Source organism: Nostoc sp. DedQUE08, from assembly GCF_034530895.1.
Lineage (GTDB): Bacteria > Cyanobacteriota > Cyanobacteriia > Cyanobacteriales > Nostocaceae > Nostoc.
In genome coordinates, this window is the sequence record NZ_JAVRCD010000106.1 from 1 (window position 1) to 15,060 (window position 15,060).

11 protein-coding genes are annotated in these 15,060 nt (G+C 39.2%); 10 read left to right on the forward strand and 1 reads right to left on the reverse strand.

All coding sequences use genetic code 11. The annotated features are described in order from the left end of the window. On the forward strand, window positions 1-272 hold a 272-nt coding region (locus RMY64_RS35550; RefSeq protein ID WP_322702547.1), incomplete at its 5' end, for a hypothetical protein. A 34-nt stretch (window positions 273-306) separates the two neighbouring features. On the opposite strand, the gene RMY64_RS35555 is transcribed toward RMY64_RS35550, so the two are convergent. Then, window positions 307-981 (reverse strand): CopG family transcriptional regulator, encoded by a 675-nt coding sequence (locus RMY64_RS35555; RefSeq protein ID WP_322702548.1) that lies wholly within the window; start codon window positions 979-981, stop codon window positions 307-309. Between the two features lie 188 nt (window positions 982-1,169). Between RMY64_RS35555 and RMY64_RS35560 the strand changes: the two genes are divergently transcribed. The 9 genes from RMY64_RS35560 to RMY64_RS35600 all read left to right on the forward strand — a co-directional run bounded on the left by RMY64_RS35560 (window position 1,170) and on the right by RMY64_RS35600 (window position 14,900). Continuing rightward, window positions 1,170-2,018, forward strand: coding sequence for a TnsA endonuclease C-terminal domain-containing protein (locus RMY64_RS35560; protein ID WP_322702549.1), 849 nt, complete (start codon window positions 1,170-1,172; stop codon window positions 2,016-2,018). Continuing rightward, window positions 2,019-4,232: a transposase family protein gene (locus tag RMY64_RS35565; protein WP_322702550.1), complete on the forward strand. Its 2,214-nt coding sequence runs from the start codon at window positions 2,019-2,021 to the stop codon at window positions 4,230-4,232. Beyond that, window positions 4,222-5,829 (forward strand): ATP-binding protein, encoded by a 1,608-nt coding sequence (locus tag RMY64_RS35570; RefSeq protein ID WP_322702551.1) that lies wholly within the window; start codon window positions 4,222-4,224, stop codon window positions 5,827-5,829. Before RMY64_RS35565 ends, RMY64_RS35570 begins: the two co-directional genes overlap by 11 nt. A gap of 11 nt (window positions 5,830-5,840) precedes the next feature. Then, on the forward strand, window positions 5,841-7,139 hold the full coding sequence (locus RMY64_RS35575) for a TnsD family Tn7-like transposition protein (protein WP_322702552.1): 1,299 nt from the start codon (window positions 5,841-5,843) through the stop codon (window positions 7,137-7,139). Window positions 7,140-7,407: 268 nt separating this feature from the next. Next, window positions 7,408-9,339, forward strand: a complete 1,932-nt coding sequence (locus RMY64_RS35580; protein ID WP_322702553.1) for a TnsD family transposase — start codon at window positions 7,408-7,410, stop codon at window positions 9,337-9,339. A gap of 320 nt (window positions 9,340-9,659) precedes the next feature. After that, on the forward strand, window positions 9,660-9,872 hold the full coding sequence (locus RMY64_RS35585) for a hypothetical protein (protein ID WP_322702554.1): 213 nt from the start codon (window positions 9,660-9,662) through the stop codon (window positions 9,870-9,872). Window positions 9,873-10,108: 236 nt separating this feature from the next. Then, window positions 10,109-10,642 carry a translation initiation factor IF-3 gene (gene infC, locus RMY64_RS35590; RefSeq protein ID WP_322673183.1) on the forward strand — a complete coding sequence of 178 codons (534 nt, stop codon included), beginning with the start codon at window positions 10,109-10,111 and terminating at the stop codon, window positions 10,640-10,642. A gap of 388 nt (window positions 10,643-11,030) precedes the next feature. After that, entirely contained in the window at window positions 11,031-14,036 is a 3,006-nt protein-coding gene (locus RMY64_RS35595) for an MFS transporter (RefSeq protein WP_322702555.1), read from the forward strand. 186 nt (window positions 14,037-14,222) lie between these two features. Beyond that, complete coding sequence (locus tag RMY64_RS35600) at window positions 14,223-14,900, forward strand: TrkA family potassium uptake protein (RefSeq protein WP_322673181.1); 678 nt, start codon at window positions 14,223-14,225, stop codon at window positions 14,898-14,900. Window positions 14,901-15,060 lie beyond the last annotated feature (160 nt).

Genomic DNA, 15,060 nt, shown 5'->3' on the forward strand with positions numbered 1-15,060 from the left:
TCATTGCTATCCGCTTTTTAGTGATCCAGCAAAGGTTAAATAAATTGCGTACCTTTGAATCAGAACTGGATGTGACTGCTGTTGAACAACAGATTCAGCAAATCCGCACAGCTTTGGGACGAATTAGAACTATCAAAAAATCTCTGACGGAAATTGGGAAGGGTGTGTCTGTAATTAAAGTTGAGGCAGATGCGCTGAGTGCAGATATTCAATCAGCGCTGAAATCAATTGAGCAGACATTACGAAGATATCAAAAATATGAAAATTATTGATATCGGCATTACAGATTTTTTGTAATATCGTTTGCTAAATTGACAGCTTTATTTTCTTACCAGTGCTAGCTATATGGTTGATATAAGTATACAAATCATTAGAGAGATTTTCATTAGTTTGAACAAAATCTTTTTTCTGCAATTTTCTAGACAAAGATTGGGATATTATATATTCTCTAATACCCCTAAATACACTTCTGATTTCTTTTTGAAGAACGTTAATTAATCTGGCATCATTACACTCAATCCAAAACAATAAGATATTATCTTCTTTATCTTTAAACATTTCTTGTAAAGATTTTCTAACCTCTTCATTCATTAATCTTTCTTTCAGATCATTAGTAGAATCAATATATTCATATTGCCAATTAGTTATTAAATATGCTCCCGGAGAGTTAGGCAATTTTTCTCGATTATTGAATGGAATAAATTTTACTTTGGAAATAGTTATATCAAGCGGAGGTAATTCTTGAATCACACGTTCTACCAGAGCTGCTACTGAAGCATCTCTTAAAGGGTCGCGGTAATCATTTAAAGGTATTTGTCGTCGGGCAATTCGTTCTACCAACTCCGATTTTGATATTCCTCTTTCAATAGCCATGACATCCAGGTTAGCTATAGCTGTGGGAGTCAGGGAGAGGTTCACTCGTGTTTTTAGTTCGTCCTGTAGTTCTGGGACTCCTTTAACTCGTTTACTTCCTTTTGGCATTAGCCGCCCTCACTCTCAAAAAACTTACATATACTTTGTCTCAATGATAAGAGCTAGCGCCCAGTTTACACAGCTAAATAAATTGTAACCAAATTTAAATTTTTTGTTTAGAATGTACGCATTTTTGTGCAACTTCTGAATTTAGAATATACGTATTAAAGTGCATATTCTAAAGCTTTCTCATGCAGATGCCTCAGCGTAGTAGCAAAAGAAACCGGAAAGACGTTAACAAGCGCCTAGATGAAGGCTGTGGTCAAGACCGGGGTCTTGATTACAAACCAGCAATTTGGATAATGGACTTCCCATCTCAAGGTTTTTCTGTCCAAGGCTTGGGCTGGAAAACTCAAAGAGAATACCACTTGTTTAGCATGAGTGAGTTTCATTATTTTTACGCGCTCGAATGGTCACCTATCGTCATTGATATCCGAGAGCAGTTTCCTTTAGAACTCGAAGAAACCTTAGATATTGCTAAACAGTGTGGTTACAAGCACCCAGTCAATCCCAAGACTGGGGAACCTAACGTGATGACCACAGACTTCGTTGTAACTATTCCAGGAACTACAGGTATAGGAATTATGGATCAAGCTAGAACAGTTAAGCTTTCACGGGAATTACAAAATTCGCGAGTTCTGGAAAAGTTTGAAATTGAACGTCGTTATTGGGAGTCCCGGAAAATTAGCTGGGGCATAGTTACTGAACAAGATATTCCAGAGGTGTTGGCCAAAAATATTGGATTTTTACACAACTACTTTTTTATTCAAAACCTTTCACCTCTTTCAGAACTTAACATTAGACAAATTACAGCCGTACTTGCTAAAGGTGTAATTCAGGGAGACGTTTCATTAAGTGATTTAGCAGCTCAATGCGATGAACGACTTGCCTTGGAACCAGGCAGTAGCCTTGCAGTTGCTCGTCATCTAATCGCTAATCGGAAATGGCTAATCGATATGAACCAGCCACTACAAGATCAGTTCAGGAATAAATTGACACTTTTGGCTACTCCTTCCCTTAAATATGAAACAAATAAGAGTTGCTAAATGAATTTATATGAGAATATGCTAATTGAACTACAGAATGAGGATGGTAATCTTTTTACCATTATCAGATTACTCTGGATTGACCCATCTGGAACAGATATAGTCACAATTGAGCTGAATAATTCTAAAGCATTTCCAGTTTTACAGAGAATCGAAGAAATTGAAGCAGCATTAGTTGAACAAAAAGCTTCTATTCTAGATACCGATCCCTATGCATATCTATATCGTCCTGAAGATTTAATTCCTGAAACCCACCGTAATTTTAGAGATAATGCGTGGAACAAAATCGCTTTAATTATTGAAAGTGGATATAAAGCGTTCTTTCCTTATGAGCGAGGTTTACTAGTTAGGCAGGCAATAGAACTGACAGGAAGTAATAAGCCAACAATTTACCAATTATTACGCTCCTACTGGCAAAAAGGACAAAAACTAAATGCCCTTCTGCCTAATTACGATCATTGTGGAGGAAAAGGGAAAAACCGTAATAGCACTAAAAAACTAGGCGCTCCTAGTAAAAGAACTAAGTTAAAAGATGAACCTCCTGGTATTAATATAAATGAAGAAAAACGGCTAATTATCGTTAAAAGTGCCAAAAAATATCATGAAAAGAAGAGATTCTCGCTCAAAGATGCTCACCAGAAAATGCTTGAGGAGTTTTTCTCTATAAAAATAAAAGTAAAAGATGGATATGAAGTTCCTCTCTTTTTCCCTCCAGAACAATGTCCTACTTTGAGACAGTTTCAATATTGGTATTATAAAGACCGCGATCTTAAAAAATCACTCATATCTCGTGAAGGTGAGCGTAAATTTAACCTCGGCTACCGAGAGGTACTGGGTAACTCAACCGACATGGCTCTTTTTCCAGGTGCGCTTTGGCAAATTGATTCTACAATAGCTGATATTTACTTAGTTAGTTCTTTAGATAGAAGTCGCATAATTGGACGACCTGTTCTCTACTTAATTGTAGATATATTTTCCCGAAGCATTGTAGGATTTAGTGCGACCCTTGAAGGGCCGAGTTGGTTAGGGGCATCTTTGGCTCTAGAAAATGCAACTACAGATAAAGTAAAGTTTTGTCAGGAATTTGGTATCACGATTACAACAGAAGATTGGCATTGTAACCATCTTTGTAAATTAATTCAAAATGACCGTGGTAGCGAATACTTGAGCAGTAACGCTAGACAAGCACTTAAAAGTCTTGGAATAGAAATCTCACCCACACCGCCATATCGCCCTGACTGGAAGCCTTGTGTGGAGAGGATGTTCCGCTTAATTAATGATGAGGTTATTCATTTTCAACCAGGAGCAGTGTATAAGCCAAGGGAAAGAGGTGATCAAGATTATCGACTGGATGCTAGTTATACCCTCGATGAATTTCGAGTAATTATGATCAAACTCATCCTTTACTACAATAATTACCACCGTTTAAATGAGTATCCTATGACAAAGCACATGATTGAAGATCATGTGGAACCTTTTCCATTAGAGTTGTGGGAATGGGGAATCCGTAATTACGGTCGTCCTCGTCAGGAGACACCTGAAATTATTCGTTTAAATCTTTTGCACAGAGCAGATGCTACCGTTACTCGCTATGGGATTTGCTTCCGAGCCAAAGGGGTTAATTTACATAATCGCCTGCGTTACACTTGTGAATCTGCTACGAGAGAGCAGTGGTTTATAAAGGCTGGAATTCAAGGTAGTTGGAAAGTTCCAGTTGTCTACGATCCTCGAAAGCCTTTGGTGATCTATATGCTTGTTGATGGTGGGAAAGGTATGGAAGTTTGTGAGATGCTTCCTGTTTCAAAAACCTTTTTAGACTGCAACCTAGAGGAAATTATGGATCACTTTGCTGAACAGAACTTTGCACAACAAGATAATCAACCCAATCAAAGACAGGCGAAAGCTGATTTAAATGCTTTTCTAGATCGGTATAAAACGGATGCAACAGAAAAAACCGAAAAAGCTCGTCAAGGTAAGTCTAAACAGTCTCTTATTAAAGGAACAAAAAATCATCGGAAAGCTGAAAAACATTATGAACAAGATAAAAATGCTCGTGATTTAAGACCTGAAAAGACTGCTGATCAACTAGAAACAGCGCTTCCAATGCAAGTTAATAATCAGTATCAAGATGCTGATGAAGGTTATATACCAGTACCAAAAGAAACTGAAATGTTAAATGAAGTTATCGAGGGAATGTGGAGAAATGACCGATAATAAAGTGTACAAACCTCCATTTTTAGTATTCACAGGGCAAAAGATTAATGCAATATATTCCGATCCAGAAGTTTCCAAATATCGTGGTAATCCACTTATTGAAGCTTTACCAAAAATTCTGACGAAATTAGAGGCAGCAAAGGGCCTAGCTAAGTTTCCACACTACAGTGAAGATATGCGTAATCAGCCTGCTCACTTACGCCTTCATCATATCCAAGATACTCTAGAATTTTTTACACCCCTTGGTATTCACATTGATTTAGAACAGAGAATTTCGCGCATTATTAGGTTAGGCTATCAAGCTAGAAATCCTATATTGCCAGAATTTTGGCAAAACACTAAGCGTTCACTGGATTTAATTGACCCCAATGGATTCGTACCTAGATCCCCACGCTCAACAGCAAAGAGCATGACAATCATTGGGCTTAGTGGTATTGGCAAGAGTACCGGAGTAGAAGAAATATTGCTGCTTTATCCGCAAATTATTAATCACAGCTGTTATCTTAATAAAAACTTGAATTTAAGACAAATAGTCTGGCTAAAACTTGACTGTCCTCATGACGGTTCAATCAAAGGTCTTTGTATCAACTTTTTTCAAGCGGTTGATGACCTATTGGGAACACAATACTACACACGCTATACCAAAGGACGCCAAACCGTAGATGACATGATTCCTAATATGGCGCGTGTCGCATCAATCCAGTCACTGGGAATGCTTGTAATTGATGAAATCCAAAATCTTAGTTTAGCTAAAAGTGGTGGCTGCCAAAAAATGCTCAACTTTTTTGTACAATTAATCAACACCATTGGGCTGCCAGTTATTTTGGTGGGAACTTATAAAGCTTGGTCTGTTTTAAGCAGTGAGTTTCGCCAGATACGGCGGGGAACAGGTCAAGGAGATTTTGTTTGGGACACAATGGAAGAGGACGAAACTTGGCAAACTTTTGTCAAATCTCTCTGGCGATACCAATATGTACAAATAGCTTCTCCACTGACACCAGAATTAAGCCACACACTTTATTACGAATGCCAAGGAATTACAGATTTTGCTGCCAAGATTTATATGCTGGCGCAAGTGCGAGCTGTATCGAGTGGTAAAGAGAGAATTACAGCTTCAATCATCAAATCAGTTGCTAAAGATTGTCTTCGTACTGCAACAAAAGTTCTGAATGCCTTGAAAGAGAAAGATACCGACAAAAAACTGAGACTGCTCATGGATTGTGAGGATGTTAAGCCAATTGATCTCGAACCTTTTATAGAAGAAGGAATAGAGCATTTAGCAAATGAAGATTCATCTAGTGTTATTGGTGAAGATCAATCTGATTCAGAGAGTAGTCCATCAGAGGAAATTAAGCAAACTGAACCCTCACATGAATTATCTGAGTTAGCAAACTCAAAAATACTAAAAGAAAAAGAGATAAGCTCTACTTCAGTTCCTATTAAGGTTACTCAGAAATCAAGGACAAGTAATAAACAGACTGACTCAAAACATACTTTACCAGAAATAGTTGCTAAAAAAGCTTCAACAGGTGTTTCATGCTATGAAGCTCTCAAGGAAGCAGGTTATATAAAATCTGTCAGTGAGTACCAATTGTAGGATACAGCAAAATGATTGGTTGGTTTCCAGATCCTTATCCAGATGAATTATTTTACAGTGTTTGTGCGCGGTACTCTGAACGGATGAATTATAAGAAGAATATGCACGTATGCGAAGACCTTTTTGGAGAAAGTTTTTCTTCTGTCTATCTATATTTAGTTACTAGGTTAGATTATCTGATTACATCTTTACCCGCCGAAAATAATTACACAGCTGATCGCTTAATTGATGAGCATACTTTATTGTCATTTTATAGTGCATTTCATCCACCATACTTAATTAAAATGCTTCGAGACACTATGAAACAAAATAACCCAAAATTTTCTTTAACCAAGTTTGGCATTTTTATGCAACATCGGAATTATTTACGTTTTTGTCCTCAATGTATATTAGAAGATAAAAAGCAATTTGGTGAATGCTATTGGCATCGCATACATCAAGTTCCTGGAGTGGAAATTTGTCTAATACATAGCATTATTCTACAAAAAAGTGAGGTAGGATCAGGTCATCACAGCCGTGGATTAGTTTTAGCAGAAGAAGCAGTAAAGACCAAGATAAATAATTCTTTAAAATTATCAAATGTCAATTTTAAACATTTTATACAATTAGCTCATAATATTGATTGGCTTTTAAAGCACCAAGATGTCATTTTTTTTGGAGATTCTATACGTAAAATTTATATAAAACTGTTATACAAAAAATATGGAGAGTTTAATTTTAAAGATAAAACTTCGTTAGCTAAACTTATCAATGATTTTAGAGAGTACTACTCTCCTTCACTTCTAAAAATACTCCAATGTGATTTTGGTATATCTAGTAAATGGCTTATAGACATATTTATTTTAGATGGAAAAATAAGAAATCCTTTACGTCATTTATTAGCGATTAATTTTTTTGAATCTACAGTGGAAGATTTTTGGAACACTTCTTTGGAGTATAATCCTTTTGGAACAGATTATTGTCCATGTGTAAATCGAGGCAGTGAATATTTTCAACGGCTATTAATTAAGGATAAATGCCAACATACAGACTATAGTAATAGCACTAAAACTGTAGCTGAGTTTCGCTGTATTTGTGGTTGTGTCTCTTTAAAAACAGATTTTAATAGAATTAATAAGCATCAAGTACCAATAGTGACAAATAAAATAAAATACGGTTATCCTTGGGAATATGCTTTGAAAATGTTATGGCAAAATCAAGAATTTAGTTTTACAGAAATTGCTCAATATCTTGGTGTTAGTGAGGAGACAATTGAACGCCAAGTAGGTTATTTGAAACTACCCTTGTTAAGGAAAATGCCAAATAAATAGTTTATACAGCACTTTGTAAGTAAATAAAGTACATCTATCCCTTTTATAAGGGAAGAGTGCGCGATAGCGCAGGTGGGTTATTTTGTATCTTGTAAACTTGAAATATGCTATGCCATACCTAAACTTATAGTTTTTTATAATTATTGAATAAAAATATAATTTTTTCCAAATGCCAACAATATACAAATTGTGTTTAATAATTAACCATTAAAAAGTTTGACAAGATAAGATAAGACGAATTTTTATATTTTTTCAAAGGACATGGGCTGTGCTTGGCTTCTTTCCTAACCCTTACCCAAATGAATTGTTATATAGTGTTTGCGCTCGCTTTCAAGAGAGAGTGTATTATCCTAGCCAAATTTCAGTAGTTAGAGATTTATTCCAAACAAAAAATGCGATCGCAATTGTTGACCTACCAAGCAGATTGAACAGATTTGTTGCTGCTTTACCCACCGGGCATTCTTACACAGTTGATAATTTCATAGACAATCACACTTTATTACCCTTTTATAGCCCTTTCCTGCCAGTAGAGCGACTTCAACTTGTTCGGCAGGATATGTGCAGTGATAATGGCTCAAAAATTCATACACGCTTGGGAATTGTCGCTGGATTCATTGAAATTCCTTCTCACTTGCGTTTCTGTCCATTGTGTATGGAAGATGATCGGAAGCAGTTTGGCGAGTGCTACTGGCATCGTCTCCATCAGTTACCTGGTGTTGAAGTCTGTTCCAGTCATGGAGTTTTTTTAGAGAAAAGTGGTGTATTAACCCACAATCGTAGACGCATATCTGAATTTGTTTCCTTAGAACAGGCAACTCAAGTAATATCTCCTCGTCCAATAGACCCTTTAAATTCTGGTCACAAAGTTCTGTTGAAGATTGCTAGAGACATAAACTGGCTTCTGAATAATTGCCGCTTCGTCCCTGGCTTAGAAGCTTTGTATGAAAAATACCTATCTTTGGTAAAAACTAATCCAGAGTTAGTTACTTACACAGGTAGGATTCGTGTTCAGGAATTTTTGAGGCTCTTCAAAAATTACTACTCTTCCCAAGTGTTAGATTGCCTGCAATGCCCACTTGATGAGCAGATTCGTGATAACTGGCTTGCTCAATTAGTGCGTTTCCCTAAAAGAATTCACCACCCACTACGCCATTTGTTACTTATCCACTTCTTAGGATACACAGTACAAGAATTTTTTGAGCTAAAAGAAGCACCAAAACCATTTGGTAATGCTCCTTGGCGCTGTCTTAACCCTGTTTGCAAATATTTCAAAAAACCTCAGATAAAGAAATGTCAGATTACATATAACCAGGAAAATCGCAAACCAACTGGTACATTTTTTTGTAGCTGTGGTTTTGTTTACTCTAGAATAGGCCCCGATCAATCACCAGAGGATCACTTTCGATTCTCGAAAATCAAGGTTTATGGCTCTGTTTGGGAAGAATGCTTAAAAGCTTTCTGGGAAGACTCATCACTCACCATTAAGGCGATCAGTCAACGTCTGGGAGTTCAAATCAAGACAGTGCTTCGTCAAGCAGATAGACTAAAGCTTACCTTTCCCCGACCAAATACTAAGGCGAGAGCAACTGAGTTATGTTCATCACTTAAGCCTCGTGTATTTTCATTTATTCAAGCTCCAGATATCCTCGAAAGTTGCCGTAAGCAATGGTTAGAGATAATTGCAGCTAATGCTGAGGCGGGAAGAACACAATTGCGAAGTAAAGCACCAGCAATTTATGGTCAATTATACAAACATGATAAAAATTGGCTTTTGGAGCATCTGCCACCACCACTAACGAATAATGGCACTCTATATGTGGATTGGAATAACCGAGATATTGAAACGCTGGAAGCCGTAAAGGTTGCTGCACAGCGCTTGAAGCAAGATGTCAATCGACCAATTTGGATTAGCAGAACAGCAATCGCTAATTTCCTCGATCATCCTGCAAGCGCTTGGGTAAAAAGACATCTGAACAGATTACCTATAACCGCAAAGGTTTTGGATGAGTTGACAGAAACCAGAGAAGAGTTTGCGGTGAGAAGAGTGCAGTGGGCAGCAAATACTTTTCATCAAGAGAATATTACTCCTCAAGAGTGGCAACTAGTTCGTCGTGCAAGCCTACGCAAAGAAACGAGAAAGTTACCTTTGGTCAAGGAAGCGATCGCAGATGCTTTGGAAGTTATAAATTCACTAAATTGATCCTGAGATGCTGAGGCAAGCAACTAAAAATTCGCTTTCTTTAACTCCTGTGGTTAGTGCAATACAGTTCAGTTAAGCATTTCTTTCTTCTCTTTGCATCCTTGGCGGTTCGTTAAAAAATTGACTTTGACAACGAGTTTTAGCCTTAACCCAAGCGTATTGGTGGTTAGTGTTCTCCAAGAATAAAAATCAACTTTTATCAATTAGTACATACGAACTTATGACAGTTAAGAAGTTTATTGTTCGTGGCTCACATTGTATTGCGGTTAGCACCTTCTCCAGTAAAGAACTTTAACAAAAAACTGGCAACGCAATAATCAGTGTTTCAGGCGTTGCCAGTAAAGAACTTTATTGTTTATGTACAAGGTTTTCATCAAAGATTTGGGTTTGGGGAAATCGTGCTTTCTCTAAAAGCCCACAACACCAATACTGGACTCTCTTTCAGAAAACGCTCAGGGGCTAGTCCTGATGATGTTGCTCAATGCGATCGCCACCGGAAAGGGCGGTTACGCGATCGCAAAAAGTCTTGCTAAATAATTGTAATAATATTTAATATGAGTCTGGGTTGTCTAATTTAGATTAACTATTGCAGAGAAATTCTCTCAGACTGAGTAAAATGACAAATACAACGAGGCAACTATTTTATAGATTAGTTACCCTAGAACTGGAGACTATGTTTTCAGTCCTGAGTTACTTCTGTATTTTGCCTCTGAGGCATAGCAATTTAGACCACACTAAATCCTTCATTTAAGAGCTCCCACTAATCATAATGGCTGTGATTGAGAAGAAAAGAACTCGCGATCTGCCCCAAATTAACGAACGAATTCGCTTCCCGAAAATTCGGGTCATTGACACTGACGGTGCCCAACTGGGAATTATGCTCCCACAGGAAGCACTACAACTAGCAGAAGAAAAAGAGCTAGATTTGGTGCTAATCAGCGATAAAGCTGACCCGCCAGTTTGTCGGATTATGGACTACGGGAAATACAAGTTTGAACAGGAGAAAAAGGCGCGGGAAGCCCGGAAAAAGCAGCACACGGCTGATGTCAAAGAAGTTAAGATGCGCTACAAAATAGAAGAACACGACTATAACGTGCGTGTTAAGCAAGCAGAGCGCTTTTTGAAAGATGGCGATAAAGTCAAAGCAACTGTGATGTTCCGGGGTCGAGAAATTCAACACAGCGACCTAGCAGAAGATTTGCTCAAGCGAATGGCAACGGATTTAGAGCCTTTTGGTGAGCTTCAACAAGCGCCTAAAAAAGAAGGACGAAACATGATGATGCTCATCTCGCCTAAAAAATAATTCTCTAACTGTTTAATAGACCAAGTTTGAAAATCCCCTGGCTAGAAGTCGGGGGATTTTTTCATCTTTCATTTGAATGCAATATACGCTTTGGGCGCACAGTTAGCTGTGCAGTCTTACGAAAGCGTTTAAATTTATCTAAAATCGATAGTCCTGAACCCTGAGTGGGAAACATAATACTCAGTTGCTCAGGACTTTTGCTATTTCCAGGGGATGAGGAGGCAGAGGGGCAGGGGAGCAGAGGGGACAAGGTGACAAGGTGACAAAAGTTTAGAACTACCAACAAGTCTTTCCCCTTGTCCCCAATTCTCCTTGTCCCCAAGTCCTCTTTCCCATGCCCAATGCCCAATGCCCATTGCGCGGTGATACTACCAGAAAATAAAACTGCATGGAACTGAAAAATCACTGGTTGGCTGCAAATAAAGTTGCTTTACCACGACTACTACAGTGGGTGAATCTCCGACCAGAGGAGAGCGAACGAACCCAGATAATGTTTCTTTTTTACACAATTGTATCTGTAGGATTGCGGTGGGCAGAAGACAGTACGGTGGCGCTGTTTTTGGATGAATATGGGACTCATCTACTGCCGTGGATGTACATTGCTAGTGCGGCAATGAGTGCCGGACTGGTTTTTTTATACTCTTGGCTGCAAAAGATTTTTCCCTTACGTCGGGTAATTGTGGCGATCGCACCTTGTATGTTGATGCCATTAGTTTTATTAGTTGTATTACGTTGGGGATCGCATTTTTCCTACCTAGCAGTGATTTCGGCATTTCTGCTGCGGCTATGGGTAGATGCACTTTATGTGGTCAATGACCTCAACACTTCCATTGTCGCCAATCAAATATTTAATATTCGGGAGATTAAACGGACTTACCCACTGGTGAGTAGTGGGCTTTTAGTAGCAGATGTGATCAGTGGCTTTAGTTTGCCTTGGCTAGTGCAATACACCACGCTGAATAAGATCATCCTCATCGCCTGTATGGTGATTTTATTAGGATCGGGAATTCTATTCTATTTAACTCATCATTATCGAGCAGCTTTTCCTGAAACCCCACAAAGACTAGCTCCCGAACAACAAGTTTCACGAGAGCGTTTCATTAAAAGTCCCCTGAAGCGGTACGTCTGGCAGTTGTTTGCTTTTGTGGGACTGTTGCAAGTTATTGGGTTGTTAATAGATTTTCAGTATCTGCGCGAACTCCAATCCAATTTGAGCGACCGAGAACTTGCGAGTTTTTTGGGTCTTTTTGGTGGGATGTTGGGACTGTGTGAGTTGTTGTTGCAATGGTTTTTTTCCAGCCGACTCATCGAACGCATGGGGGTATTTTTCACTGCGACGCTTTTACCAATCACCGTCGGCTTTTCACTCCCAGGAGTGCTGGTATTGCTGCATTTAATTCCAGCCATGCAATCGCAAAGCTTTTTCTGGGGTTTGATAACTGTCAAATTCTGCGATGAACTTCTGCGCTACACCTTTGTGATGAGTAGCGGCCCCATCCTGTACCAACCGATTCCAGAGGGAATTCGCAGCCGGATGCAGACTTTATCTGGCGGAACCGCCGAAGCGATCGCCACAGGTTTGACAGGAGCGCTAATTTTTGTGACTATCTTGTTTTGTGGGCGGTTTGTACCCGAATCACTGCAAAAATGGGTGTTGGTAGCAGAAACCATGCTGATAGCTGGCACTTGTTTAAAAGTAGTTTGGGAATTGCGATCGCGCTATGTGGAACTGTTAGTCTTAAGTGTAGCGCGGGGTCACTTGAGTGCAAGCAATGTCGGCTTGCGATTTTTCAAACAGGGTGTAGTCAAAGCTTTAGCAGAAAAAGGTAGTGAGGCTGATAAGCGCTCTTGCATTGAACTTTTAGCTCAAATTGACTCTCAAGGAGCGGCGGAAGTTTTAGCCCCGCTACTAGTGAAGTTAACCCCAGATTTGCAGCGCCAAAGTTTGGAAGTGATGCTGATGGGAGGTGTAAATCCGGTTTATCTAGCCGCCATCCGTCCTCTGTTAGAAGAATCTCAAGAAACGAACCCCGAAGTTTTTGCCTTAGCGCTGCGTTACGTTTGGCTGGCTGAACCAAATCCTAATTTAAGCCTCTTAGAAGAATATTTACACCCCAGGCAAAACTCACTCATCCGCGCCACCGCCGCCGCTTTAGTCTTACGCCAGGGAACGCCCATGCAAAAGGTAGCAGCTACCCAAACCATGCGCCGGATGCTGACTCATAAGCAAGAACGGGAACGGATGAATGGAGTCAGAGCGCTCAGAGAAGCAGTTTATTTGCAGGCATTGCGGATTCATATCCCGAATTTATTACAAGATGAGTCATTACGGGTGCGCTGTGCCGTATTAGAAATGATTTCAGCCACCCATTTAGAAGAGTACTATTCAGCACTGATTGCAGCCCTTTATTACAAATCAACCCGCAGCACAGCCATGTCAGCCCTAGTGCGGCTAGAAAATGAAGCTTTAGAAATGCTGTTGCGGTTGGCTACCAATATTTACAAACCAGAAGTAGTGCGGATGTATGCTTGGCGTACCATTGCTCAAGTAGGTACCCAGCAAGCATTGGAGACTTTATGGGAAAACTTGGAAATATCCTGGGGTATTACTAGAGATCATATTCTCCGCAGCTTACTAAAAATCCACAAACAACCAGGAATTAAAGGTTTAGTAGATCGATTTTATGAAAGTCGGGTAGAAAATTTAATTAAGCAGGAATTAAAATTTTTAGGTGAAATTTACGCTGCATATATTGACTTCCAAACACTAGACAAAAAAGAAAATCATCAATCCAATCAAAGGATTGTGATTGTCTCGGAATTATTGCAACGCGCCCTTCTAGAATTGGAATTGGATGTGAAAGAGCGGCTGCTACTATTACTGAAACTGCTTTACTCGCCAGAAAAGATGCAGGCAGCATCCTTTAATCTGCGATCGCTCTCAGTGGTAAACTTAGCGCGGGGCTTAGAAATCTTAGAGCATACCGTAACTTTATCTTCAAAATCTTTATTGCTGAATATTTTAGATAATCGACCACAGGCAGAAAAATTGCAATATCTTGTCGAAGCCAAGATCGTAGAATATGAGAACATGGTAGTTAGCGATCGCCTCCACAGATTGCTGATGTTAGGTAATTTCCTTTCTGACTGGTGTCTAGCTTGCTGTTTTCATTATGCTCAAGTGACACGCATCCGACTAACCAGTTCTGAGATACTAGTGAGTTTGCGTCATCCTACCGGCTTTGTCAGAGAAGCTGCGATCGCATACTTAAATATGGTTTCATATCGCGTTCTCCTGCAAATCCTCCCCCAGCTACAAAAAGATCCACATCCTTTGGTGTCCGCTCAAGTTAAAGAGTTACTCGAAAAATACCAATTCAAAAATTACAATTAAAAATCCTCCGCCTCGAATAATTCTGTTATTTCCATTGCTGCTAAAGGATTTCAAATAAAAAAACATCCAATAACTGTGCAAGCTATTCTGAAGCAGAGGGAGCAGAATTAACGACAAATGACAAATGACAAATGACAATTTGTTAACCTGTAAACTGAAGTAAAAATTCAAAGAATATCAGGAATCATGTACGTACTCATCGGTGGAGCAGGCTTAGTCGGCTTAAGTTTAGCGCAAAAACTAGTAGAACTAGGGCATACTGTTGCTGTAATTGACATTGACCCTATCGCTTGCCGCTACGCCCGCGAACAAGTAGGAGCAATGGCTTTTGAAGGCAGTGCTGTGAGTACAGAAGTATTGTTAGAAGCTGGGATTCGCAAAGCCGGTTCCTTGGCAGCAGTTCTCAGAAGTGATGCCTTAAACTTGGCAATGGTAACTCTTGCTAAACACTACGGCGTCACCCATATTTTGAGCCGAATGCGCCACCCCGATTTTGTCGAACCATTGCGGATAGCTGGAGCCAACCATATTGTCAGTACTGTTGAACTATCAGTTTCAACAATGGTGAACGCCATTGAGTATCCACAAGTAGAATCAATGATGCATTTTGAGCAGGGACAGATTGAGGTTCTGAAACTTTCCATCCCCAACAATTGCTATGTTGCTGGTCGTAGCGTTGCCGAAATTGCTCAAGATTCACAATTCCCTACTGGTTCGCTAATTATTGGCTATCAATCTCATCCCCACGAAGATTTGATGATTCCTAACGGCAGTACAATACTGGAACCTCATTCAACTGTGCTGATTGTGACTAAACCAAGATGCTTACATCAAGTCATTGATTTTATTGAACAAAAATGTTGAGCACAGTTCCTACCTAAACTGTTTATTAGGTAGGGTTAGCTACACATTTAACAATTCAAAATTCAAAATTCAAAATTCAAAATTCAAGACATTTTCAGACGGGGATTTAGCTCGACTTTATCCATTTTTAATTCAATCAAGCAGCGTAAACAGCAATATC

What these genes read in the sequence shown, in the direction of transcription:
- RMY64_RS35555 (WP_322702548.1), bottom strand. Translation starts at nt 981, where the DNA reads ATGCCAAAAGGAAGTAAACGAGTTAAAGGAGTCCCAGAACTACAGGAC.
- RMY64_RS35560 (WP_322702549.1), top strand. Translation starts at nt 1,170, where the DNA reads ATGCCTCAGCGTAGTAGCAAAAGAAACCGGAAAGACGTTAACAAGCGC.
- RMY64_RS35565 (WP_322702550.1), top strand. Translation starts at nt 2,019, where the DNA reads ATGAATTTATATGAGAATATGCTAATTGAACTACAGAATGAGGATGGT.
- RMY64_RS35570 (WP_322702551.1), top strand. Translation starts at nt 4,222, where the DNA reads ATGACCGATAATAAAGTGTACAAACCTCCATTTTTAGTATTCACAGGG.
- RMY64_RS35575 (WP_322702552.1), top strand. Translation starts at nt 5,841, where the DNA reads ATGATTGGTTGGTTTCCAGATCCTTATCCAGATGAATTATTTTACAGT.
- infC (WP_322673183.1), top strand. Translation starts at nt 10,109, where the DNA reads ATGGCTGTGATTGAGAAGAAAAGAACTCGCGATCTGCCCCAAATTAAC.
- RMY64_RS35595 (WP_322702555.1), top strand. Translation starts at nt 11,031, where the DNA reads ATGGAACTGAAAAATCACTGGTTGGCTGCAAATAAAGTTGCTTTACCA.
- RMY64_RS35600 (WP_322673181.1), top strand. Translation starts at nt 14,223, where the DNA reads ATGTACGTACTCATCGGTGGAGCAGGCTTAGTCGGCTTAAGTTTAGCG.